Origin of the sequence: Limosilactobacillus reuteri, from assembly GCF_002254085.1 — a bacterium.
GTDB lineage: Bacteria > Bacillota > Bacilli > Lactobacillales > Lactobacillaceae > Limosilactobacillus > Limosilactobacillus reuteri_K.
The window spans coordinates 1-23,726 of sequence record NZ_NGPY01000019.1 but is presented as its reverse complement, the minus strand read 5'-3'; the positions used below and the strand labels follow the sequence as shown (position 1 = coordinate 23,726).

Annotated in this window: 19 protein-coding genes and 3 pseudogenes; 15 read left to right on the top strand and 7 right to left on the bottom strand. The window is 38.3% G+C overall.

The window, feature by feature from the left end:
• Window positions 1-108: pseudogene (locus CBG10_RS04875) on the top strand (IS30 family transposase); the annotation flags it as partial.
• A gap of 88 nt (window positions 109-196) precedes the next feature.
• Window positions 197-1,483 (top strand): ISL3 family transposase, encoded by a 1,287-nt coding sequence (locus CBG10_RS04870; protein ID WP_094511862.1) that lies wholly within the window; start codon window positions 197-199, stop codon window positions 1,481-1,483.
• 131 nt (window positions 1,484-1,614) lie between these two features.
• Here CBG10_RS04870 and CBG10_RS04865 read toward each other — a convergent pair.
• A pseudogene (locus tag CBG10_RS04865) lies at window positions 1,615-3,016 on the bottom strand (DHA2 family efflux MFS transporter permease subunit).
• Window positions 3,017-3,421: 405 nt separating this feature from the next.
• Between CBG10_RS04865 and nrdD the strand changes: the two are divergent.
• The 6 genes from nrdD to apf (CBG10_RS04835) all read left to right on the top strand — a co-directional run bounded on the left by nrdD (window position 3,422) and on the right by apf (CBG10_RS04835) (window position 11,269).
• Complete coding sequence (gene nrdD / locus CBG10_RS04860; protein WP_094511860.1) at window positions 3,422-5,656, top strand: anaerobic ribonucleoside-triphosphate reductase; 2,235 nt, start codon at window positions 3,422-3,424, stop codon at window positions 5,654-5,656.
• Between the two features lie 65 nt (window positions 5,657-5,721).
• Window positions 5,722-6,300 (top strand): anaerobic ribonucleoside-triphosphate reductase activating protein, encoded by a 579-nt coding sequence (gene nrdG, locus CBG10_RS04855; RefSeq protein ID WP_094511859.1) that lies wholly within the window; start codon window positions 5,722-5,724, stop codon window positions 6,298-6,300.
• A gap of 11 nt (window positions 6,301-6,311) precedes the next feature.
• On the top strand, window positions 6,312-7,202 hold the full coding sequence (locus CBG10_RS04850) for a SufD family Fe-S cluster assembly protein (protein ID WP_094511858.1): 891 nt from the start codon (window positions 6,312-6,314) through the stop codon (window positions 7,200-7,202).
• A 383-nt stretch (window positions 7,203-7,585) separates the two neighbouring features.
• Window positions 7,586-8,395, top strand: a complete 810-nt coding sequence (apf, locus tag CBG10_RS04845; RefSeq protein WP_094509381.1) for an aggregation-promoting factor — start codon at window positions 7,586-7,588, stop codon at window positions 8,393-8,395.
• A gap of 154 nt (window positions 8,396-8,549) precedes the next feature.
• A complete protein-coding gene (locus tag CBG10_RS04840) occupies window positions 8,550-10,250 on the top strand; it encodes a phosphoenolpyruvate carboxykinase (ATP) (protein WP_094511856.1) in 1,701 nt (566 codons plus the stop codon).
• A 329-nt stretch (window positions 10,251-10,579) separates the two neighbouring features.
• A complete protein-coding gene (apf, locus tag CBG10_RS04835; protein ID WP_094509377.1) occupies window positions 10,580-11,269 on the top strand; it encodes an aggregation-promoting factor in 690 nt (229 codons plus the stop codon).
• A 119-nt stretch (window positions 11,270-11,388) separates the two neighbouring features.
• On the opposite strand, the gene CBG10_RS04830 is transcribed toward apf (CBG10_RS04835), so the two are convergent.
• Window positions 11,389-12,150, bottom strand: coding sequence for an exodeoxyribonuclease III (locus tag CBG10_RS04830; protein ID WP_094502748.1), 762 nt, complete (start codon window positions 12,148-12,150; stop codon window positions 11,389-11,391).
• Between the two features lie 295 nt (window positions 12,151-12,445).
• Here CBG10_RS04830 and CBG10_RS04825 point away from each other — a divergent pair.
• A pseudogene (locus tag CBG10_RS04825) lies at window positions 12,446-13,688 on the top strand (NAD(P)-dependent oxidoreductase).
• Window positions 13,681-14,979, top strand: coding sequence for an NAD-dependent dihydropyrimidine dehydrogenase subunit PreA (preA, locus tag CBG10_RS04820; RefSeq protein ID WP_003664227.1), 1,299 nt, complete (start codon window positions 13,681-13,683; stop codon window positions 14,977-14,979). The pseudogene CBG10_RS04825 and the gene preA overlap by 8 nt, the downstream one beginning before the upstream one ends.
• 90 nt (window positions 14,980-15,069) lie before the next feature.
• Here the strand turns inward: preA and CBG10_RS04815 are convergent, their stop codons facing one another.
• Window positions 15,070-15,918, bottom strand: coding sequence for an aldo/keto reductase (locus CBG10_RS04815; RefSeq protein WP_094507987.1), 849 nt, complete (start codon window positions 15,916-15,918; stop codon window positions 15,070-15,072).
• Between the two features lie 132 nt (window positions 15,919-16,050).
• Between CBG10_RS04815 and CBG10_RS04810 the strand changes: the two genes are divergently transcribed.
• The 3 genes from CBG10_RS04810 (at window position 16,051) to CBG10_RS04800 (ending at window position 18,554) form a co-directional block, all read left to right on the top strand.
• Window positions 16,051-16,482, top strand: a complete 432-nt coding sequence (locus CBG10_RS04810; RefSeq protein ID WP_003664225.1) for an Hsp20/alpha crystallin family protein — start codon at window positions 16,051-16,053, stop codon at window positions 16,480-16,482.
• Between the two features lie 126 nt (window positions 16,483-16,608).
• A complete protein-coding gene (locus CBG10_RS04805) occupies window positions 16,609-18,111 on the top strand; it encodes a Y-family DNA polymerase (RefSeq protein WP_094511854.1) in 1,503 nt (500 codons plus the stop codon).
• Window positions 18,111-18,554 carry a hypothetical protein gene (locus CBG10_RS04800; protein ID WP_094511852.1) on the top strand — a complete coding sequence of 148 codons (444 nt, stop codon included), beginning with the start codon at window positions 18,111-18,113 and terminating at the stop codon, window positions 18,552-18,554. Before CBG10_RS04805 ends, CBG10_RS04800 begins: the two co-directional genes overlap by 1 nt.
• Window positions 18,555-18,577: 23 nt before the next feature.
• On the opposite strand, the gene CBG10_RS04795 is transcribed toward CBG10_RS04800, so the two are convergent.
• From CBG10_RS04795 to CBG10_RS04790, 3 genes are all read right to left on the bottom strand, one after another.
• Window positions 18,578-19,102 carry an HdeD family acid-resistance protein gene (locus CBG10_RS04795; protein ID WP_019251754.1) on the bottom strand — a complete coding sequence of 175 codons (525 nt, stop codon included), beginning with the start codon at window positions 19,100-19,102 and terminating at the stop codon, window positions 18,578-18,580.
• Between the two features lie 168 nt (window positions 19,103-19,270).
• On the bottom strand, window positions 19,271-19,438 hold the full coding sequence (locus CBG10_RS11175) for a hypothetical protein (RefSeq protein WP_003664220.1): 168 nt from the start codon (window positions 19,436-19,438) through the stop codon (window positions 19,271-19,273).
• 11 nt (window positions 19,439-19,449) lie between these two features.
• Window positions 19,450-20,061: a VanZ family protein gene (locus CBG10_RS04790; RefSeq protein ID WP_094511851.1), complete on the bottom strand. Its 612-nt coding sequence runs from the start codon at window positions 20,059-20,061 to the stop codon at window positions 19,450-19,452.
• Between the two features lie 90 nt (window positions 20,062-20,151).
• Between CBG10_RS04790 and CBG10_RS04785 the strand changes: the two genes are divergently transcribed.
• Window positions 20,152-21,498 carry an amino acid permease gene (locus tag CBG10_RS04785; protein WP_094511849.1) on the top strand — a complete coding sequence of 449 codons (1,347 nt, stop codon included), beginning with the start codon at window positions 20,152-20,154 and terminating at the stop codon, window positions 21,496-21,498.
• Between the two features lie 31 nt (window positions 21,499-21,529).
• Here CBG10_RS04785 and CBG10_RS04780 read toward each other — a convergent pair whose 3' ends face one another.
• Window positions 21,530-21,985, bottom strand: coding sequence for a Fur family transcriptional regulator (locus tag CBG10_RS04780; RefSeq protein WP_003664217.1), 456 nt, complete (start codon window positions 21,983-21,985; stop codon window positions 21,530-21,532).
• 123 nt (window positions 21,986-22,108) lie between these two features.
• Here CBG10_RS04780 and CBG10_RS04775 point away from each other — a divergent pair, with 123 nt between their 5' ends.
• Entirely contained in the window at window positions 22,109-23,548 is a 1,440-nt protein-coding gene (locus CBG10_RS04775; protein WP_019251758.1) for an MFS transporter, read from the top strand.
• The last annotated feature ends 178 nt before the right edge of the window (window positions 23,549-23,726 follow it).

The following is a 23,726-nucleotide window of genomic DNA, read 5'->3' as shown; positions in this document are numbered from 1 at the left end:
CTAATGCATCGTCGCAACAATATCCCACGAAAATCTCTTAATTATCGTACACCATTAGAAGTATTCTTGAGTCATGTCACAGAAGAACAACTTTCACCTTTTTTCTAATTTAAATTGACATTTCAGGAAATAAAAAAGAGGCCCACCCTTTGATACAATGAAATCGCCAAATCACATAGAAAAGAAGGTAACCTCTATGGATAGTGATACAAGCAATCTCCTCAATTTAACAGACCCCCATTTAGATTTTCCTCATCACTGGTTGGAATATAAAGTAATCAAAAAGGTCCGGGTAGCACAAATTTACTGCACTCTTTCCTATACCCCACGAGCTTGTCCCAACTGTGGGGGTGTTAATCATGGACAAATCTTAAAATATGGCTTTTATCAGGCTAAGCATAAATATGGACAGTTTAGGGCGCAGCCATTAATGCTAATTGTTAATACTCAACGTTTTCAATGTCCTGACTGTCATACAACGTTTAATGCGACTAGTTATCTATTCGAAAAGGGACGGACGATTAGCACCGATTTAAGGCGAGAAATTATTCTTCGTCTTACCCGTATTCAAACGATTAAAGACATCGCCCATGATTTATTTATTAGCGAGGCTTCGGTTCAGCGAGTCCTTTTGGACCTCGCTGATCAATACAAGCCAAATCTAAACTATCTACCAGAAACACTTTGTATTGATGAATTTAAGTCAATGCGAAGTGCTAAAGGGAAAATGAGCTTTATCGCGGTTGATGGTGATCGTAGCCGCCTATTCGAACTGCTTGAAGATCGCCGATTACGTAGTTTATTTAGTCATTATCAACAGTTCACTCAACATGCTCGACGCCGAGTAAAGTATCTAGTAATGGATATGAGCGCCGCTTATGACCAAATAGTCAAAACAGTCTTTCCTTGTGCTCAAATTATCTATGATCGTTTTCATATTGCCAAGCACCTTAATGACACAATGAACCATGTTCGAATTCACGTCTTTAATCGTTTGCGAAAAGGGGATCCACAAGCGCAAAAACAAGCTCGACGCCTTAAACACTATTGGCGATTATTCCTTCAAGATCGTGAACGCTTAAGCACTAAGCAATATTATGAAGGTCGTTATTTTCATCAGGTCGTTAATTCGGGTACTATTTTAGATTTAATGTTAGCCTACGATCAAGAGTTGAGTGCTACTTATAATTTCATTCAATCCTTAAAGCAAGCTTATAATCAACGTGATTTTACAACTTTTTTCAAGTTGCTTAAACTTCGCCCAGCTGATGTAAATCATTATACAATTCATCGTTGCCGTGTTTTAACTCGTTATAAGGATGGAATTAAGCGTGGTTTTGAAACCAAATTTTCAAACGGTCGAACAGAAGGAATTAATAATCGAATTAAGACAATTAAACGTGTTGTCTGTGGCTATCGCTATTTTACAGCTTTTAAGGCCAGAATTTATTTAATTATTGGTCACCAAATTCAAAATAACTAAAAAGAACCGTCACGAATGGACGATTCTAACTAGACCAATTTAATTGACGAAAATTCATATTTACGTATCAACACTACTTGACGTAGAGCCAAATAAATCCCCACTACCTGCATGAGTAGTGAGGATTTTTTTTACTCTTTCTGATCTTTAATTTTGAATGATAAGAGTAGTGCTACCACAATTAAGATAATTGCAAAGTAAATGCCGTAGTGGAAACCATTGGTAAAGCGAATAGCTTCAGATTCACTAATAGAAGAACTACCCCAAGCTAAGCAACTAGTAGCTAGGGCTGTTGCAAGAGCACCGATAACCTGTTGCATTGTATTCATGATTGATTGTACTGCCATCTCCAGATTCTAATCCAGAGAGCGCGCTTAGAGCATTAGTTTGTGCAGGAGACATTGCTAAAGGACAACCAATCATTAAAATGATATGGGCACAGATTACATAAAGAAGTGAACTATGTGATGTAGTGAAGGCCAACATCAAAGCGCCAAATAAAGCAAGGATAAAACCAATTAATACAGGACGTTTAGCTCCAATGCTGTCGTAAAGACGACCTGCAATTGCAGAAGTGGCTGCATTAATAATTCCACCAGGGAGCATTACTAATCCAGTAAGGGCAACAGAAACTAAGAGCCCTCGTTGGTAGAATAACGGTAAAAGATACATCGTCGACAGAATAATTCCAAAATCAAGCATCACGATTGAAGAACCAATTGTGAAGGCCGGATACTTAAAGATATGAAGGTTTAAAATTGGTTCTTTCAGATGAAGTTGGCGATGGGCGTAAAAGATTAAAACAATAATTCCGATTATTAACGCACTAAGAACTGTATGTGAAGTCCAACCATCTTCACTAGCCAAACTAGCACCAATAACTAGTCCTGAACAACCTACTGCCGATTCAATAATTGAGAGCACATCAACATGCGGCTTAGTAATTTCACCAACATTTTCTAATGAAGTGATAGCAAAAATCAAGGCAATAAATAAAAACGGAATAAATAACCAGAAGATCCATTGCCATGATAATTTAGCAAGAATTAGCCCGGTTAAAGTAGGACCGATTGCAGGGGCAAACATAATTACGAGGGCACACATTCCTAGAACCGCTCCAATTTGTTTCGGTGGGAAGATTTGTATTACCACTGCAAACATTAATGGAAGAATTAAACCTGTTCCGATCCCTTGAATCATTCGTCCAATCAACAAAATAGTAAAATTATGCGCTAAGGCAGAAATACAAGCCCCAACCATGAAGTCAATTAATGCAAAAATAATGACTTGGCGGGTCGTAAACCATTTAGTAATAATACTGGACAGTGGCAAGATAATCCCAATAATTAACATATATCCAGTAACTAACCATTGAATTGTTGACGTACTTACTTGAAAAGCAGTCATCAATTTTGGCAAGGCGATGTTTAGTGAAGTCTCACTAAACATTCCGACAAAAGCTCCCAGCAGCATACTAACCATCATTAATCCTGGGTGCGCTGCTTGCTTACGCGCTTGTAAAGCATTTTCCATAAATATAAAAACTCCTTTTACCCTAAAAATTGCACAAGAATTAGTCTAGCAAATCGTGCTATCTGCTCGTAAGTTATTTTTTTAATAACTAATAATCTTAAGTATATTGATTAAGATTATTAAGTTAGGTTTAGCGTTTTCAAATTTAAGCTTTTCGGGATAAAAAATTCTATTCAGTGATAATAGGAATTTAAAAATAAATGATTTAAAAGGTCTTACAATAATCGCAAAATAGCGTCGTTGCTTGTATCCTCATTTTATTCCTGGTAAATCAGAATAGAATATAAACAGAATATTTAAAGAAGTAATTTGACCACAACATATAGTGTTTCGAATGTCAATACTTCCTATAAGTTGTATTTTGAGCTATGATAGATAACGTTAATTACGAGAGGGGAAATAAAAATGAAAGTGCAAATAATTGATAAGAAGGATCTTCAAAGTTTAACAAGTGTTCAAGTAGTTAAACGTGATGGAACAGTAACACCATTCTATTCCTATAAGATTAACCTTGTTTTAAATGCGCTCAATGCTGATGAGCAGACTAGCCACAGTGTTTATGTTACCTTATTGGATGCCTTGCTTAATCAAACAACTGTCACTACTAAAAAGATTGCAGATCTCTTTGTTCAAGGACTGGTCAATGCTAATCATGAAGAATTGGCAAAAGTTTACCGTGATTATCGCCAGCATGATGAGGAAGCATTTGCTGAAGCTACTAATCCCCAAAATAAGTTAGAGCAGCTTTTCGACCGAAACTCACGGATTGTGCATGAAAATGCTAATAAAGATAGCCATGTTTTTAATACTCAACGTGACCTTGAAGCAGGGGTTGTGAGTCGTGCATTAGGATTACGGATGCTTCCAGGTATTGTGGCCAAGGCGCATCTTCGTGGTGATATTCACTGGCATGACCTTGACTACTCACCGGTAACGCCTGAAACTAACTGTTGTTTAATTGACTTTGATGAGATGTTTAAGCATGGCTTTAAGATTGGTAATGCTTGGGTTTCTTCACCACGCTCGATTCAAACGGCAACCGCGCAGATGTCGCAGATTATTGCTAACGTGGCTTCACTGCAATATGGGGGATGCTCTGCTAATCGGATTGATCAATTATTGGAACCATATGCAAAACTAAATTATGAAAAGCATATGAAGGATGCCGAAGAGTGGATAGTACCAGAAAAACGGGAAGAATTTTCTCGTGAGAAGACAAAAAAGGATATTTACGATGCAATGCAGGCTTTAGAATACGAGATTAATACCCTTTATTCTAGTCAAGGTCAAACTCCATTTACGACCATTAACTTTGGCTTAGGAACAAGTTGGATTGCCCGGGAGATCCAAAAGGCTATTTTAATGATCCGGATTAAGGGCCTTGGTAAGGAACATCGTACAGCCATCTTTCCTAAATTAACTTTTACTATTAAACGGGGTTTAAATCTTGACCCTGAAGACCCTAATTATGATATCAAGCAACTAGCGCTTGAGTGTTCAACGAAGCGGATGTATCCAGATCTTTTGATGTATGACAAGATTAAGGAACTGACAGGGAGTTTTAAGACACCAATGGGTTGCCGCTCGTTCTTACAGGGATGGACAGATCCAGAAACTGGTAAAGAAGTAAACTCAGGACGGATGAACTTAGGGGTAGTGACAGTCAACTTGCCACGGATTGCCCTGGAGGCTCATGGGGACAAGCAACTTTTCTGGGAAATCTTTCAAGAGAAGATGAATGTTTGTAAGATTGCCTTGGATTACCGGATTAAACGCACTAAAGAAGCCAAGCCAGAAAATGCCCCCCTCCTGTATATGTATGGAGCATTTGGTAAACGGCTAAAGAGGACTGATAGTGTCGATGAAGTCTTCAAGAATAGTCGGGCGACCGTTTCACTGGGCTATATTGGTTTATATGAAGTATGTACGACTTTCTATGGATCAAATTGGGAGCATAATAAAGAAGCACATGACTTTGCGATTGCAATTACTAAGGCAATGCATGATTTATGTGCTGAATGGGAAAAGGAAGAAGGATATCACTTTAGTCTTTATTCCACTCCTGCTGAATCGTTAACAGATACATTCTGTCAAGATGATTTGAAGAAGTTTGGTCGGGTTGAAGATGTAACAGATAAGGAATACTACACAAATAGTTTCCACTATGATGTTCGTAAACATCCGACACCATTTGAAAAGTTATCATTTGAAGAGGCTTTTCCTAAGTATGCGGCTGGTGGTTTTATTCATTATTGCGAATACCCCAACTTACGCCAAAATCCAAAAGCCTTAGAAGCAGTGTGGGACTGGGCATATGATCATGTTGGCTATCTTGGAACGAATACTTCAATTGATCAGTGTTTTAAGTGTGGATTCAAAGGTGAATTTGAAGCAACTGCTCGCGGTTTTAAGTGTCCGCAGTGTGGAAACCATGACCCAGCAACTTGTGATGTTGTTAAGCGGACATGTGGTTATCTTGGTAATCCTCAACAGCGGCCAATGGTTCATGGACGGCATGAGGAAATTATTCACCGGGTTAAACATATGAATGCTGGAATGATCAAGAATGCAGCTGAATTTGAGCAACAGCGGCAAATGGATAATAAAGCCCATGCTCACATTACTGGTGATCAAATTTAATTAATTATCAAAAGGCCAGTTGCCCGCAAAGCTACCGGCCTTTTATTATATAGGAGGAAAATGAAATGGCAGAAACACGATTACCCCGTAACCCTAAACCACAAGAATGGTTAGCGAAGGATCATTCACTACAATATATTGCAGACTATAAACCTTTCAATTTTGTTGATGGGGAAGGGGTCCGGTGTAGTCTATATGTTAGTGGATGCTTTTTTAATTGTCCTGGTTGCTATAACAAGGCAGCGCAGAATTTTCATTACGGGCAGCCATACACTCAGGATTTAGAAGATCAAATTATTGAAGACCTTTCCCAGAGTTATGTTCAAGGATTGACTTTATTAGGTGGTGAACCATTCCTTAATACTCAGGTTTGTCTGAAGTTAGTTAAACGGGTCCGGAAAGAATTCGGTCATGAAAAGGATATTTGGTCTTGGTCTGGCTATACTTGGGAAGAATTGATGAAGGAGTCGAGCGATAAACTTGAACTTTTGCACTACCTCGATATTTTAGTCGATGGTCGATTCTTGCTGGCTAAAAAAGATCTTACCCTTCAATTCAGGGGGAGTTCTAACCAACGAATTATTGACGTTCCGCAATCTCTTCAAACGGGGAAAGTGGTTATTTGGGGTAAGCTTGTTCATTAGAGGAGAAAACGATGGCAAAAATTTGGAAGCAAGAGCCAGCATGGTTAGAGAAAAAACGTCAACTAGCAGTTCTGCTGCAATCACGTTTCCCAACTTTACCTACCCAAGAAGAATGGGTGGATCACTGGCAAAAGGGGACAACTGGTATGAGCAGGGGGTGGCTTTCCTTACAGGAAGATAGCCTAACTGCGATGCCTCTTGAAGAAGCGGTTAATGAATACTCAACACTACTACAAGAAAATTTGATGGAGAAGGCGATCTTTTGGCAGGAGAGCCAGTTAGCAGCCATGCACCTTGCAAATATTGATTGTGGGCAGTTTATATATTTGCGTCCACAGGTTATTCGGGAACGACCAATTGTTTATGGTCCCCACCTTAATTCTACTAACTCCCATAATATTATTGTCGTCAGCGCGGGAGTTAACGTAGTAATTGAAGAACGGATGGTTAATGATACGTTATTACCATCATATGAAGGGACGGAGATTTTAGTCGGAGCTAACGCGCACGTTACGTACCGGCAGGCAAATCGCTCAACTAGTAAAAATATCTATCGGGCAATTCATGCATACCAAGCCCATGGTTCAACCCTGCAGTTTGAGGTAGCGAGCCAAGTACAAACTAAAGCGACTGTTGACCTTTATAGCTTTCTAGATGGTCAAAATACTCAGTGGGTGCCAGTAATTGCCTTAGACGGAACACAGCATTTAACTGCAATGGTCGATGGTTTTGGTAAGGGAACTTCTGCCACTCTTATCCAATATCGGGATCCAGAAACGGTCATTGGAGCACCTTTTAAAGTAAAAGCCGGTGAACCACTGACAATTAGCGAAGATATCCATTCATTAAAAGAATTGGCTAATAGTGATAACTGGTTAAAACAAATAATGACTGCTGAATAAGCTTAAAGTTAATTACAGCAATGTTACAAGAAATCATTAATAACGAAAAATAAGTCGTTGAAATTCTTCTTGATAAGAAAAATTCAGCGACTTATTTATTATTATGTTACAAATTTTGGCTAATTCTGGTGAAAAGTTAGTTAGACCTAAGTTGCCATCAGGACGTGGCCGAGGTTAATTTACTTGACAAACTATTAAAATTTTTATTACAAAGTATTACGAAAATCAACTGAATTGATATTTCGGAGTAATCCGCATGTAATTTTGAGGGAGTATAGTAATAGGTGTTGAGAGATATGAGGACTCAACAACATAAACTAAATTAAACTAATAAATAACTAACTAATAAAAAGAATTTTATGAAAAGGATGGGATTTTTCTTTATGAAGTTAACTAAAAACATCGCGAAAATCACTGCTGCCGTTGCAGGTGCTGTTGCCTTGGGAACATTCGCTACTGCAACTACTGCTAATGCTGATTCTGTTTACACGGTGCAAAGTGGTGATACCTTATCAAGTATTTCCTATAAGTTAGGTCATGACTTAACTTATGTTGACTCTTTAGCTTCAACTAATCAAATTGCCAATAAGAACTTAATTTATGTTGGTCAAAAGTTAGTAATTAAAGATGACGGTGAAGTAACCCAAGCAACTGCTCAACAAGCTGCTACCTTACCGGAAGCATCTCAAGCTCCAGCATCAGCTAGCGTTGAAAGTCAACAACCTAGCCAAGCTCCAGTAGTTGCTAGCCAGGCTCCTGTAGCAACAAGTCAAGTACAATCATCAGCTACACCAGTTTCTGCACCTGCTCAATCACAGGCTCCAGTACAATCTCAAGCACCTGTGCAACAACAAGCGCCAGTACAATCAGTAGCACCACAACAATCAACTGCTTCTGCTGCTCAACAAAGCTACAGTGCGCCAGTACAAACTCAAGCTACTAGCTCAAACTACAGCTCAAGTGTAAGTGGTAATGATGCTGCGGCTAAGGCTTGGATTGCTGCCCGTGAATCTGGTGGTAGTTACAGTGCACGTAACGGCCAATACGTTGGTAAGTACCAATTGTCATCATCATACTTAAACGGTGACTATTCAGAAGCTAACCAAGAACGTGTAGCTGATCAATACGTAACTAACCGTTATGGCTCTTGGAGTGCCGCTCAATCATTCTGGCAATCACATGGTTGGTACTAAAATTTAATAATTAATTGTTAAAGTAGGAAATTGTCTCAATAAAGGGATGATTTCCTCTTTTTTAGTAAAATGAAAAAAAGTTAATATTATTTTCATCCTAATCTTAAAAAATATATTATAATAGAGTTATTCAAGTGATGAAAGGATGAGATCCATGTCAAAAGAGAGTCAGATTATTGATACAAAATCATTATATGTAAATCCTGACCGCGGTGTTGCAATGTTAAACTATAGTCAAAATTACTTTACTGATATTCCATCATTAATTAATAGTGATGAAGTAAAGGGAATTGTTCGTCTGTATTTAGCTTCACGTAACCCTGATAATGATGATGATGCTTTTGATAATGCCACTGTTAACAAGTTTGTTGATATCTTAAAGAAAGTTCTTTTTGATGATGATAGTGCATTTGATGAATATGACCCTAAAGATATTCTTGAGAGTGTTGAAGAATTATACTCATACTATCGTTCACTATTACGGGTATCAGTAATTAATCTTAGTGATAATAAGATTATCGGTAACGAATTCCGGACTATTGATACTCAATTTAATGACTTGGTACGAAAGGCATATCGGATTCTCGAGGAAAAGCTTCAAGGTTTTGAAAACCGGACATACCGGCAAGTTAATGCGGCAACTAACGCAACCATTTTAGTTCAACAACAAGATTGGAAGATTCCAGCTGGTTATGAAGAACTAAAGGATATTGATTTTATTAATACAGTGATGCTTCGTCCACCAATGATGATGCACACTAAGAGTAACAAACGGGAAGGCGTCTTTTCTGAAGTAAAAGATAATCCAATCGAACGTTTCCATGGCGAACGTGGTAAGTGGTATTGTTACCCAGCCAAGATTGGTGAAAGTTTAGCCTTCATTTACTTCAATGTTGATTACTTGGTAAACGGAATTGCTCTTTCAAACTTATTTGAAATTGCATCACCTGATGAGATTAAGGAGCAAAAACCTGATATGATTCTTCTTTTCGGTCTAAAAGAAACAGAAGGCATGGTTTCTCATTACTATCGTGACGAAAAGAATGATTTGTGGGTTGGTGAAGTTCCTTACACAGATAAGACTACTTACTTTGGTTACATGAAGAAGATGTGCTTAACTCTTCATAACCTTCATCAAATTTACAATGGTCGCTTGCCAATTCACGGGTCCATGTTGAAGATTAAATTTACTAATGGTAAAGAAAAGAATGTTGTTTTCTTCGGTGATTCAGGTGCCGGGAAGTCAGAATCAATTGAAGCATTGCAAGAATTAGCTGACGATAAGATTGTCAGCATGGAAACAATTTTTGACGACATGGGAAGCTTTACCCTTACTGATGGTGAACCAGGGGTATATGCTCAAGGAACAGAAACTGGTGCCTTTGTTCGTCTTGATGATTTGAGTAGTGCCGTGGCCTTCAATAACATGGACCGTGGTGTTTACCTTAATCCTGAACAAAAGAATGCCCGGGTTATTATTCCTGCTGATACCTACGAAAACGTAATCAAACATCACCATATTGATATGTGGCTATACGCTAACAATTATAGTGATGAAGTTGGTATTCATCGTTTTGATACAAAGGAAGAAGCAGAAAAAGTATTTATTGCTGGACAACGGAAGGCTCTTGGAACAACTGATGAAGTTGGAATGAGCAAAACATTCTTTGCTAACCCATTTGGTCCAGTTCAAGAACCAAAATTAACTAAGCCAATTATTGACAAGGTCTTTACAAAGCTATTTGACCAAGATGTATACGTTGGAGAAATCTTTACTCACCTTGGTAATGACAAGTCAAAGGATGCTTTGAAAGAATCAGCTCAAGAATTGCTTGATGTTTTGATGAATAATTAAGATTACGATTAAGACAACTTTGTCATTGCCCTGTAACAAACAGTCTGTTACAGGGCGATTTTTGTGTCGTCAAGAAAAAAATGAGCAGTTTTTTTGAATAATTTTTGCATGAGATAATTCTAGTTATAATTTTACAAGTCACTCAAAAGCGATTAAATCAACGTTTAAACGACTATAAAAAAATCAGCGAACGTTTGTTACAAAAAATTACAGAAATAACGAAATTTGATAAGTCCTAGTAACCCGCTCGTAACCCTAATCCTGTATAGTAGTTATCGTTGAAATGAGTTATTTGATTAATTAAGAGAAAAGGATGGATTGAATTTATAATGAAGTTATCTAAGAAAGTAGCCAAGATTACAGCAGCGATTACTGGTGCAGTTGCATTAGGGACAGTAGCTACTGCAACGACTGCAAACGCCGACAGTATTTACACGGTGCAAGCAGGTGACACCCTTTCTGGGATTTCTTACAAATTAGGTCACGATCTAACTTTTGTAGATACATTAGCAAACAATAATAATATTGCTGATAAGAACTTGATTTACGTTGGTCAACAATTAGTAATCAAGGATGATGGTGAAGTTGCACCAGCTACTCAAGAAGAAGTTGCTACTTTACCAGCCGCAAATGTTGCACCACAAGCAGATACCCAAGCTATACCTGCTGAAAATCAAGCACAACGAAACCAACAAGTACCAGTTGCTCAACAACAAGTACAAACTCCACAAACACAAAATGTACAACAACAATCTAGTGCTCAAGCATCAACTAGCTATAACTCAAATGTAGCTGGAAATGATGCTGCTGCCAAGGCCTGGATCGCAGCTCGCGAATCAGGTGGTAGCTACAGTGCACGGAATGGTCAATACATTGGTAAGTACCAATTGTCAGCATCATACTTAAATGGTGACTACTCAGAAGCTAACCAAGAACGAGTAGCTGATCAATACGTAGCTAGCCGTTACGGTTCCTGGAGTGCTGCTCAATCATTCTGGCAATCACACGGTTGGTACTAAAATAAGATTTAATAAAATAGATAATCAACAAATTTCAAACATACGATAAAAGAGGTTGGAAAAATTTTAGTTTTCCAACCTCTTTTCGTTTAAATATTATAAAATTCAGCTTGGTTTTCCTATAATTCAACATTCGCAACAAGTTCAATTGGACAGTGACTTGAGCCTTTAACATCTGAGAGAATCTTGGCTTCTTCAATTCGTTCTTTCCATACATCAGAAACTAAAAAGTAGTCGAGGCGCCAACCAACATTTCGTTCCCGTGCGTCATAACGATAACTCCACCAGGTATATGCACCATGCAAGTTAGGATGAAGATAACGGAAAGTATCCGTCAAGCCAGCATCAAGTAATTTACCAAAATCAGCTCGTTCTTGTTTTGTAAAGCCGGCTTTATGATGATCTTCTGTTGGTTCTGCTAGGTCAATTGGTTGATAGGCAACGCTCATATCACCACCAATGATTACTGGCTTACTACTTTGCAAATTAGTAACATAATCAAGAAAAGCGCGATCCCAGTCAAGACGATAATCAAGATGTTGCAGCTTTTCACCTGAAACTGGGACGTATACATCAATCAAATAGAAGTTTGGATATTCGAGCGTGATTAGTCGCCCTTCTTTATCAAAAATTGAATTATTCATTCCGTATATAACGTTTTCTGGCTTATATTTAGTGAAAATGGCGGTACCAGAATAGCCCTTCTTTTCCGCATAATTCCAGTATTGGTAATAATTAGGAATTTGAAGCGGTTCTTCGCCTTTATCCAATCGTGTACGTTGTAGACAGAAGAAGTCAGCATCTTGGCGCTTAAAATCTTCGACAAATCCATGATTAATGGCTGACTTCAAGCCATTGACACTCCAAGAAATAAATTTCATGTTAATCCTTCTTTCAATTTAACCAAACCGTGTCTCTGTAATAATTGTACAAGGAATTTGATTTTTCATTAAGTAATAAGACTCTTTTTGTGATTTTTGATACAAAAACTTTTGTGGATGTTAAATAAAAATATTCATATTGTATATACAATAATATCAACTTTAAGAATAAAAAGGTCAATATATTAAGGGGATCTCTTACTTATATTGAAAACGTTTATATAATATTATTTATATATAAAGTTACGTTTATCACAAAATTGTCAAAGAGTCACAACTTAGAGGAGGGTGTCTAATGACTTCAAAGTATGAAACAGAGTCGAAAGGTTACACGATGACAACCGTAATGCAGGAAGCTGCACGATGTTTATTATGTCATGATGCACCATGTTCACAAGCCTGTCCAGCACATACTAATCCGGCCAAATTTATTCGAAGCGTTCTTTTTCGTAATGTCAAAGGGGCAGCTGAAACGATTCGGGAAAACAATGCATTAGGATCAATCTGTGCGCGTGTTTGTCCAACTGAACGTTACTGTGAAAAGGCATGTACTCGGGCTAAAATCGATGGACCAATTGATATCGGTGGGATTCAACGGTATGTCACTGATATGGAGCGAAAGATGAATATGAAGATCCTTAAAGCTGGTAAGCCAAACGGGATGAGTATTGCCATCATTGGTAGTGGTCCATCAGGTTTACAGGCAGCTACGACTCTCCGCGAAAAAGGCTATGCAGTTGATATCTATGAAAAAGCTGCTAAGGCTGGCGGTTACTTAACCTATGGAATCCCTGAGTACCGGTTGCCGGAAGAAATTGTGGATTATGAAGTTCAACGAATTGTCGACCTTGGTGCGCACATTATCTATAACACAACTGTCGGTAAAGATATTTCAATGGATGATCTTAAAGCTCGTTACAATGCAGTAATTGTTGCTATTGGGACAAGTGAAGCAAAGATGCTGCCAATGTTTGAACACAATATCTGTACCGAATCAGCAATCTCATTTTTAGCCCGGGCAAAAGAAAGCAAGGGCAATTTAGAAGATCTTCCGCAAAATGTTCTGGTTATTGGTGGTGGGGATGTTGCAATGGATGTTGTAACAACCTTAAAGAAGCTTAACGTCCCTTATGTCACCGATGTTGTTTATGAGCAGTTTGATGAATTTAAGGCTTCTAAAAAAAGAACTTGCCGGTGCTCAAGAAGCAGGTGTAACAATTGTTGATGGTTACGTACCAAAAGAAGTTCATCAGAATCGTGCTACCTTTACTCACCGGAAGATTAAGAGTGAATTAACTATTACTGCTGATAAGATCATTTTAGCAGTTGGTCAAAAAGCGAATGCAGAAGGACTCGACATTGACTTACAACATAATGAAATCCCATTTCGTGAACCACGATTCCGGACAAAAGATCCTAAAGTCTTTGCGACTGGTGATATTGTTGCCGGAGATAAAACCGTTGTGGTAGCAGTACAGAAAGGAAAAGAAGTAGCAGAAGAAATAGACCGGTTGTTAGGAGGACAAGAAAATGATTAAAAAAGATTTATCTGTAGACTTTTTAGGCGTTCATTTTGAAAATCCATTTTGCTTGTCGTCCTCACCTGTTGGGAACTGTTACGAAATGTGTAAGAATGCATATGATGCTGGTTGGGGCGGTATCGTATATAAGACTTTATCACCAACACACTTTAAGATTGATGAAGTTTCTCCCCGGTTCGATGAATTAGCCAAGGAAGACATGCATTTTGTTGCCTTTAAGAATATGGAACAATTATCAGAACACCCGTTGGAGCAGGACTTGGCTGATATGCGACGGTTAAAAGAAGAATATCCCAATAAAGTTTTGATTGCTTCAATTATGGGTGAGACCTTGGAAGATTGGACCAACCTGGCCAAGTTAGTAACTGAGGCTGGGGCTGATATGATTGAACTAAACTTCTCTTGTCCGCAGATGACTTCTCATACCATGGGATCTGATGTAGGAACTAATCCAGAATTATGTAAGAAGAATTGTGAAGCTGTTAAACGTGGGACTAGCCTTCCAGTCCTTGCGAAGATGACACCAAATATTACGACGATGGTTCCAGTTGTAAAGGCATGTCTAGAAGGAGGGGCAGATGGCTTTTCCGCAATCAATACGGTTAAATCAATTGTTGATGTTGATTTGAAGAAGAAGGTTGGTTTACCAAATATTGATGGTAAATCTTCTGTTTCTGGATTATCTGGGAAAGCTGTTAAACCAATTGCTTTACGTTTCTTACAACAATTACGGTCAGCAGCTGGCCTTGAACAACTACCGATTTCTGGAATTGGGGGAATTGAGACCTGGGAAGATGCTGCTGAATTTATTCTTTTAGGTGCTACCACTCTCCAAGTTACAACTGCGATCATGGAATATGGTTATCGGATCATTGATGATCTTACTAATGGTTTAATGCATTACATGGAAGAACAGCATGTAGACCACCTTCAAGATCTTGTCGGCTTAGCTAATAAGAATATTATTCCTACTAACCAACTTGACCGAAATTACAAGGTTTACCCTAAGATTGATTGGGATAAGTGTATCGGTTGTGGACGTTGCTTTATCTCATGTCAAGATGGTGCTCACCAAGCATTAACTTGGGATGATGAAAAACGGCAACCAGTTTTTGATAAGAGTAAGTGTGTCGGTTGTCAACTTTGTGCACTTGTTTGTCCTGTGGGGGCGATTAAGTTAGGCCTTGTTGAGATTAAGCCGGGTCACAAAGGTAATCCAGCAGAAATCGATGTAGGATCTCAACGTCTTCATCGCTATCACCCGGTAAAGGCTAATCAAGAAAATTAATTATTAGTTTCCTTACTTTAAAAATATATAAAAAATCGAACTGCAAAATTGTAGTTCGTTTTTTAGCTTTATTACGTCCCATTACAACTCTTAAATTACTGCAAGGGGTACTTTTTTAGTTGGTGATGGGAATTCTTTTTGTAAAGCAAGTAATTCATCATCACCTAGTTCGATATTAGCAGCTGCAACATTTTCTTCAGCATGTTTTGGGCTGCTGCTCTTTGGAATAGCAAGGACATTTCCAATTCTTAAGACCCACGCAAGCATAATCTGGCTGACAGTTGCATGGTGATTTGCAGCAATTTCTTTTAGTAGCGGATTGTTGGTTAACTTTCCAGATAGGCTGTCACCCTGTGCAAGTGGGGAATAAGCTATTAATGGGAGCTGATGTTGTTTCATTAAGGGAAGAAGGTCAAATTCAATTCCCCGACTATCGAGATTATAGAGATCCTCATTAGCAACGCAATCAGTGCCATTTTTAAGGCGCCATAATTCTTCAAGATCACTGACGTCGAAGTTTGAGACTCCCCATGCTTTAATCTTTCCTGCCTTTTTAACTCTCTCTAATTCGTTGACTGTTTCTGCTAACGGAATCCCACCTCGCCAGTGTAAAAGGTAAAGGTCAAAATAGTCTGTTCCTACGGCAGCTAAACTTTGGTCTAAACTATGCTCAAGTTTTGTCTTGCTGGCATTTGAAGGAAGAACTTTATCAATTAAGAATAGCTTTTCCCGACTATATGGTTTGATGGCCTCAGCGACAAGCGCTTCAGAACGACCATCGCCATACATTTCCGCAGTATCAATAGCTTGTGCGCCAGCGTCAATTGCAGTTTGAATGGCTTTAATTTCTGTGGACCGATTGACGAGAGAATTTCCCATATTCCATGTTCCGATTCCAATTGCGGGCATTGAAACATTATTGATTGTGACTTTTTTCATCTTGCGCGGCTCCTTTCTATTTTCCTACTTCCATTATATTCTTTTTAGTCAATGGTCCCTAGCATATTAGTTGCATTTTAGTTGAAAGCGTTTAACATAGACGATGAATAAGAAAGAAAGGAAGCATTCTTTATGGCTAATGAATTACAAAACCGTAATAATTTATTTGATAGTTTGATGAACATGCGTAACTGGATGAACGATGATTTCTTCTCTAACCTAACTCCGGTTGCTGATCACATGAAGACAGATGTTACAGAAGATGACAAAAATTATACCGTAAAGATTGACATGCCTGGATTTGATAAGAAGGATATTCACATTAATTATGCCAATGATATTTTGACAGTTACTGGTCATCGGGATACCTTTGATGATGATGGTGATAAGGATGGCAATGTTCTGCATTCTGAACGTCGGTATGGCCAAATGAGTCGGCAATATCGTTTGCCAGATGTAAATAAGAAGGATATTAAAGCTCAATATAAGAATGGTGTTTTGACAATTACTCTTCCTAAGATGGATGAGACAGATGACGACGAAAACCATATTGATATTGAATAATTAAATTAAGCTGAGTAAAGAGTTGTGGAAAATTACTTTCTGCAACCCTTTATTTTTCATCCGTTTCTTGAACATATGTTTGTTTAAAGATATAATAGTATTTACTGAAGCGATGGAGGTATTCTCATGATGGGGCGAACATATATGGCAATCGATTTAAAATCATTCTATGCCTCGGTCGAATGTACTGAGTGTGGGCTCGATCCTTTAAACGCTAACCTCGTAGTTGCCGATGAATCGCGAACTAGTAAGACTATTTGTCTCGCCGTCTCACCAGCTTTGAAAAGGTTTGGCATTGCTGGTCGCCCGCGATTGTATGAGGTGGAACAACGGGTAGCGTATTTAAATAATCGTCGTGCCAAAGAAATGTCTCACCAGCGATTATCACCAGTTGTTTCAATCTACCGGGATGAACTATTAAAATCACCGGAACTTAAAATTGGTTATAGGATTGCGCGCCCACGAATGAATTTTTATCTTGAAAAAAGTGCCGCCATCTATGAAATTTATTTACGCTATTTACCACCAGAAAAGATCCATGTTTATTCTATTGATGAGGTAATGATGGATATTACTGATTATCTTAATGAATATCAGGCTAGTGCCCGTTCTTTAGCTAAGGAAATCATCCAAACAATCAAAGCAGAGACCCAGATTACTGCAACTGCAGGAATTGGAACCAATCTTTTCTTAGCGAAAGTAGCGATGGATATAGTAGCTAAACGGATTCCAGGGGATAAAGACGGGGTCCGGATTGCACAGATGAATGAACATACTTTCCGCCGTTACCTTTGGGCGCACCAGCCACTAACAGACTTTTGGCGAATTGGTCCTGGATACGCGCGACGACTAAAAAAACTAGGTCTTCATACAATGGGAGATATTGCTCGTTGTTCTTTGGGAAAGTTATCTGATCCAATGAATGAAGAAGTATTATACCGCGAATTTGGAAAAAATGCGGAAATCATTATTGACCATGCGTGGGGATATGAGTCAGCCACCATTAAAGATATCAAAAATTATCATTCATCAGATCATGGGGTGTATTCTGGGCAGGTGTTGTCTCGACCTTATAACTTTACAGAAACCCGGTTAGTGATTCAAGAGATGGTTAATTCATTAGCTCTCCAGTTAACCAAGCAGAACTTAGTAACTGATCAAGTAGCTTTAAGGGTCGCCTATGATGTTTCTAATATATCGGAGGATTACCAAGGACCATTAGTGACAGACTTCTATGGACGCCAGGCGCCAAAGCCAATGCATGGAAAGGCTAATCTTTCCTTACCGACTTCATCTGGTACAGAATTGATGAAGGCATTTATGAAGTTATGTGATTCGGACCTTGACCGGCGATTGACAGCTCGTAAAATTACGGTAATAGCGAACCACCTTCTCTCACCACGGCTTGCCAGATTGGCGAATTATAATGAGCAGCTAGATTTATTTACGGACTCAACGAAAAAACATAAGAATCGTTCCAAGGTTCAAGAAAAGGATCAAAAGCTACAAAAGCTTGTCCTTGATTTGCAAAATGAGTACGGTAAAAACGCCATTATTCGAGCGGCGGATTTGAAAAAAGGTGCTACTCTTTTGGAAAGAAATAATCAGATTGGAGGGCACCAAGCATAATGGAAAATGAAGATTTGCTGAAAATAGAAAAAAGCTTGTTTAGTGATACCTCAAAGTACCGTGATATTATCAACACCCCTCGGCATGTTTCTCAATCTCATACGCCAATGACTAACGAAGATCGCGCTGCTCAATTTTCTCCTTTTGCTGCCTTGACCGGCTACCATCAATTATTAGCAAAGGTAGGGGGAAAATACGGTCATAAAACTTATCCCACAGCTGAGATGAGGCATCGAATTAGAGTCCAACTTGCTATGATTGAACGGGGCCGATCACATCCGCTAATAAAAGTTGAATTCTTTAATGGTAAGACTGGTTTTTATGAAGAATACACGGGGCAATTAAAACGAATTGATCACCATGCTCACCACCTAATATTTGATGACGGAACAAGGCTTATAATTCAAAATATTCGTAAAATTAAAAGAGATCAGCAAAAATGATCTCTTTTAATATAAGGTATACGTTAAAATGCTTGAATAAGTTTCATGATTCCGAAAACAATCAAGAATGTTGAAACTAACCATACCACTGTAATAGCGGATAGTAATGGGCTAAATAAAAGAATAACTCCTAATACCAAGCTCAAAATTGCCAGAATCACAATGAACCAGTAGTATCCTCGATGGAATTCCTTGAAAAACTTGGCACTAATCAATTCAGTGATAGAATCAAGGATAAACCAGATAGCGAAGATGATAGCAATGAAGAGTACCCCAAAGCTTGGTTGGAAAAGGAAAATAATTCCTAAAATAATATCTAAAATTGCAGAAAAAATTAACCAACCTGAGGATTCTCCTAAGATTCGACCGATTCGTTGACGGAACCATAATTCATAAATTCCGCGGAAAATAAAAGCAATTCCGGCAACAATGGCTAAGAAGTGAAGGGTTTTATCTGGCCGCGTGAATGATGCAATTCCGGCAATGATAAATAAGACTCCAATAATTAAGCTAAACCAGTCAAAGCCCTTTTTAGTTTCTTCAAACATTGAAAAACCTCCCTAAAAGTAAAATCATTAATATCATAGTTCAAATGGGTTGATAAAACAAGAAGAAAGGAAATCTCAACAAGGTAGTATAATACATATAGGATGAAATAGTAAAAGCCGGAAGAAAAGTTCTTTTTCTTTCGGCTTTTGTCGTAATTTCCCGGGAAATTAAAGGTGCTCTTTAATACCGTTGGGAAAATCCTTATCAATCTCCTTTAAGATTGGTAATAATGAATTGACATATTCATGATATGCTTCAATTGGCTTTAGATCTTTTGCTCGGGATTGTAGTAAGGTAAGAGCAATATCATGCGCTCTTTGTTCATTTGTAATCATCTTTTACCACCTCAGTTATTCAGTTTATCAGATTTTCCACCTACTAGCATAAATTGTTTAATAACTTGATGAAAAATCGTTTGATCAAGTATGATCATTACTGCAAAACCAATTGTAGTTCCGATGGTATTGCTAATCAAATCATCCACATCGGCAACCCTTCCAATATGGAAAAGAAGGTCGCAAACAAATTGGTTACACTCGATAAATAAGCTGAAGAAAAAGCCGTAGAGAATAGCACGACTGAAGGGCATTTGGTGATTAATTAAATAAAGATAAACTCCTAGTGGCAAGGTCATCACAATGTTTAAGAAAAATTCTTCGCTGAGTCCTTGGAGGGGAATGATATTAAATGGTATCCCGTGAAAATAAAATAAAAGTTTATTAGCAGAACTAAAATTAAACATTGAAGGGGTTAGACAAAGCCAGTCGATAGCAGTTAAATAGATAAAAAAGGTTGCAATTGTAATATGCTGGCTGAAGTTAGGAAATTTTTCCCAAAGGTGATTATGGGTAACGAGGACAGATCCTGCAAAAAAATAAATAAAAAATGGGATCCAGTGAACTAATGCGTACAATGTAATTTCTCCTTCTACGAAAAATGGTATACAATAGGTTTTCAATGTTATATATCATAGTTGATTTTTTTAGTAATGACTAGTAAACCTAACTAGGATTAATAAAACTTCAATTATTGAGGAAGAGAGAGGATCATGGCAGAAAAACAAGAATTTACACGTAAACTTAAAAACCGTCATATTCAATTAATGGCGCTTGGCGGAACGATTGGGACAGGATTATTTCTTGGATCGGGAAAGGCAATTCACGCTGCTGGTCCAGCAATCCTTTTAGCATATTTAATTACTGGAATTATTTGTTTTGGAATTATGCGGGCCTTAGGGGAGTTACTTCTTTCCGATTTACATTACCATTCATTTATGGATGCGATTCGTAATTATCTTGGTAATCGCGTGAGTTTTATAATGGGTTGGGCTTATTGGGCGTGTTGGCTAGCATTGGCGATGGCCGAAGTTACCGCCGTTGGATTATATTTTCAACTATGGTTTCCTCAAGTTCCGCAATGGTTACCTGGATTAGTAACTCTCCTAATTTTACTGGGATTAAATTTAATGACTGTTAGTACGTTTGGTGAACTCGAATTTTGGTTTGCTCTTATTAAAATTTTGGCAATTGTTATTTTAATTGCCGTTGGTGTCATTTTAGTTTTACTTCATTTTCATTCGGCAAGCGGCTATCTCGCTACTCCTGCTAATTTAGTTAATGATGGGGGCTTTTTTGCTACCGGGACAAAGGGCTTCATGCTTTCTTTTCAAATGGTGGTATTTGCCTTTGTTGGAATTGAAATGGTAGGAGTGACAGCCGCTGAGGCAGAGAATCCTAAAGTTGTTATTCCTAAGGCAATTAATGGCATTCCTGTTCGAATTATGCTCTTTTATATCGGTGCTTTGGCTGTCATTATGTGCATTTATCCGTGGAGTAAACTTTCACCAAGCAATAGTCCGTTTGTCCTTGTTTTTCGCGACATCGGTCTACCGGGGGCTGCTAGTATCGTTAATTTTGTAGTAATTACTGCTGCGGCTTCTGCTTGTAATAGTTCTCTATATACAACTGGTCGGATGTTGGCCGAGTTAACCTCTACTGCTCACCGGCCTGTTATCCGTAAGATTAGTCGCTTATCTAAGCGGTCGGTGCCTGCAACAGCGGTTATTATTTCTGCAGTTGTTATTGGAATTGCCGCTATCTTAAACTTAGTAATGCCAGAAGGAGTTTTTACTTTTGTTTCCAGTATTGCTACCACGAGTTTTCTCTTTGTGTGGGCTGCTATCATCTTAGCGCATTTAAAATATATTCGTCAGCATCCGCAATCGAGGACTTTCAAGATGCCAGGCGCACCCTTTACTGACTATGTTATTTTAGTTTTTCTTTTTATTGTGCTAATTGTTTTATGTATGGAGAAACAAACTTTAATTGCGCTTATACTAACATTAGCTTGGTTTGCAATCCTTGCCGTTGTTTCGTTAACGCAAAAGAAAGCATAAAAAATTCCCCGAGTTTTCGGGGAATTTTTTACTAACGATTCAAATGTAATTTACGTTGACACTCGGGACAAATGCCATGGACTTCGATGTTATTTCCTGTAACTAGATAGCCAGTCTTTTCATGAGTCATAACTGTTAATTCTTTCGTGATTGCAGTAAAATGTTCATCAAAAACATCAGAAATCTTACCACAATTATCGCAGACGACATGATAATGCGGGTGACCGAAATAGTCAAAGTGGGTACTGCCGTCTCCATTTTTTAGCTCAATTACGAGATTATAATCAACGAAGAGTTTTAGAGTATTATAAACAGTTGCCATGCTGATATTGGCAACTGTGTCTTTAAGGTCATCATAAATCATTTCGACACTTGGATGAGTATGATGATTGATTAAGTAATTTAAGATAGTTTTCCGCTGGGGAGTAAGACGAACCTTGTTTTCACGGAGATGGTCAAGAGCTCGATCAAATTCTGCTTCTGCCATAATGTCGTCCCCTTTCTTAAAATAATTATAATCTATTGACATTATAACATTTACATTCACTAATTCAAAACATATAATAATTAACGGTCAGATAATAATTATTCTAAAGAGGGAGAGAATGATATGGATCAAAGTATCGCACGTAATGGAAAAAGCTATAGTCGCTTTTGGTTTATTTTTACTTTACTAGTTGGTACCTTTACGATGTCAATTAGTCAATCATCGTTGTCAACTGCCTATCCAACCTTAATGAATGCTTTTGGAATTTCAGCATCAACCGTTCAATGGCTGACAACTGGTTTTATGCTCGTAATGTGTGTCAGCATGCCAATTAGCCCGTGGATGCTCAATAATATGAGTTTTAAGACAATGTTCATTGGAGCACTGGGATTATTTGATATTGGATCATTGATGATTGTCTTAACCCCCGCGTCTTGGGGAATTAATGGCTTCTGGTTTATGATGATCGGACGGGCCATGGAGGCATTTGCCGTTGGAGTACTATTCCCATCATATCAAACTGTTTTGCTTGAGATTACGCCTAAAGAAGAGCGGGGTTCAACAATGGGAATTGCCGGTTTGGTAATGGGATCCGCCCTTGCTTGTGGACCGATTGTTTCAGGAATTGTTCTAAAATTCTTTAGCTGGAAGAGCCTTTTTATCCTGTTCATGCTTGTCATTTCGGTAATTATTTTAATGGCTGCTAGCGGACTGATCCAAGATGTAATGGAGCGGCATGAAACAAACCTTGATTGGCTATCAGTAATCTTACTAGTTGGATTAATTGGGATTATGTACGTTGTTGACCAAACCGGAAAAAAGAATCCTGCATGGGGAATAAATGCAGGGATCTTTATCGTTAGTCTTATTGCGGTTATCTGGTTCTGTATTCGACAGCTTCATCTCAAGCACCCGCTATTGGAATTACGGGTATTGAAGACTTTTAATTATGATTTAGCAATTCTTTTAACGTCGATTTCATATATTGCCTTAATTGTAACGACAATTATTTTCCCCCTTTATTATCAGGGAGTGTTAAAAGTTAGTCCATTTGTTTCTGGGATGGCCTTAGTACCTGGAGCTGCTTTTCTTAGTATCTTGAACCCTTTGTCAGGAAAATTGGCTGATAAAATTGGGTTTAAACCGACAATGCTGGTGGGAATGTTTATGATTATCATTGGCTGGGTTGCTGGATTAATCGTCCTTAATCATCTCAGCTTATTGGGAATGATCCTTTGCGCAATGGTGATTGAAGGGGGAAATGCCTTTGTAATGATGCCAGCTGTCACACTGGGAGCAAATGCCTTGCCTGATGAATTAGTACCCCACGGAACAGCCGTAATAACAACTGTCCGGCAAGTTCTCGGATCCGCGGGTGTTACTATTTCAACACTGATCTTAACGGTTGCTACTTCAAATGCACTTCAACGGGGAAGTTCGGCGCAAGTTGCTTCCCTTCACGGCTATCATTTGGTATTTATCGGCATGATTATTACTGAATTGATTGGTCTAGTATTAGCATTTATGCTAAAAAATACTAATAAAGAAAAAAGTACAAAATAACCAAAAATTCGTATATAAAATTAGGGAGGAGAAAATTTCTGCTCCCTATTATTTGTGCGCCCGGCATGGGTATTAGCTAGGCGGTGAAAGTCCGCTATGGGCCGTAGTAGTCGGAACCATGAGCTGAGGACAAGGGTGTCCGTCGTGAGACGGAATCTGAAGGAAGTCTAAGGCAAAA

What these genes read in the sequence shown, in the direction of transcription:
- CBG10_RS04870 (WP_094511862.1), top strand. Translation starts at nt 197, where the DNA reads ATGGATAGTGATACAAGCAATCTCCTCAATTTAACAGACCCCCATTTA.
- nrdD (WP_094511860.1), top strand. Translation starts at nt 3,422, where the DNA reads ATGAAAGTGCAAATAATTGATAAGAAGGATCTTCAAAGTTTAACAAGT.
- nrdG (WP_094511859.1), top strand. Translation starts at nt 5,722, where the DNA reads ATGGCAGAAACACGATTACCCCGTAACCCTAAACCACAAGAATGGTTA.
- CBG10_RS04850 (WP_094511858.1), top strand. Translation starts at nt 6,312, where the DNA reads ATGGCAAAAATTTGGAAGCAAGAGCCAGCATGGTTAGAGAAAAAACGT.
- apf (WP_094509381.1), top strand. Translation starts at nt 7,586, where the DNA reads ATGAAGTTAACTAAAAACATCGCGAAAATCACTGCTGCCGTTGCAGGT.
- CBG10_RS04840 (WP_094511856.1), top strand. Translation starts at nt 8,550, where the DNA reads ATGTCAAAAGAGAGTCAGATTATTGATACAAAATCATTATATGTAAAT.
- apf (WP_094509377.1), top strand. Translation starts at nt 10,580, where the DNA reads ATGAAGTTATCTAAGAAAGTAGCCAAGATTACAGCAGCGATTACTGGT.
- CBG10_RS04830 (WP_094502748.1), bottom strand. Translation starts at nt 12,150, where the DNA reads ATGAAATTTATTTCTTGGAGTGTCAATGGCTTGAAGTCAGCCATTAAT.
- preA (WP_003664227.1), top strand. Translation starts at nt 13,681, where the DNA reads ATGATTAAAAAAGATTTATCTGTAGACTTTTTAGGCGTTCATTTTGAA.
- CBG10_RS04815 (WP_094507987.1), bottom strand. Translation starts at nt 15,918, where the DNA reads ATGAAAAAAGTCACAATCAATAATGTTTCAATGCCCGCAATTGGAATC.
- CBG10_RS04810 (WP_003664225.1), top strand. Translation starts at nt 16,051, where the DNA reads ATGGCTAATGAATTACAAAACCGTAATAATTTATTTGATAGTTTGATG.
- CBG10_RS04805 (WP_094511854.1), top strand. Translation starts at nt 16,609, where the DNA reads ATGATGGGGCGAACATATATGGCAATCGATTTAAAATCATTCTATGCC.
- CBG10_RS04800 (WP_094511852.1), top strand. Translation starts at nt 18,111, where the DNA reads ATGGAAAATGAAGATTTGCTGAAAATAGAAAAAAGCTTGTTTAGTGAT.
- CBG10_RS04795 (WP_019251754.1), bottom strand. Translation starts at nt 19,102, where the DNA reads ATGTTTGAAGAAACTAAAAAGGGCTTTGACTGGTTTAGCTTAATTATT.
- CBG10_RS11175 (WP_003664220.1), bottom strand. Translation starts at nt 19,438, where the DNA reads ATGATTACAAATGAACAAAGAGCGCATGATATTGCTCTTACCTTACTA.
- CBG10_RS04785 (WP_094511849.1), top strand. Translation starts at nt 20,152, where the DNA reads ATGGCAGAAAAACAAGAATTTACACGTAAACTTAAAAACCGTCATATT.
- CBG10_RS04780 (WP_003664217.1), bottom strand. Translation starts at nt 21,985, where the DNA reads ATGGCAGAAGCAGAATTTGATCGAGCTCTTGACCATCTCCGTGAAAAC.
- CBG10_RS04775 (WP_019251758.1), top strand. Translation starts at nt 22,109, where the DNA reads ATGGATCAAAGTATCGCACGTAATGGAAAAAGCTATAGTCGCTTTTGG.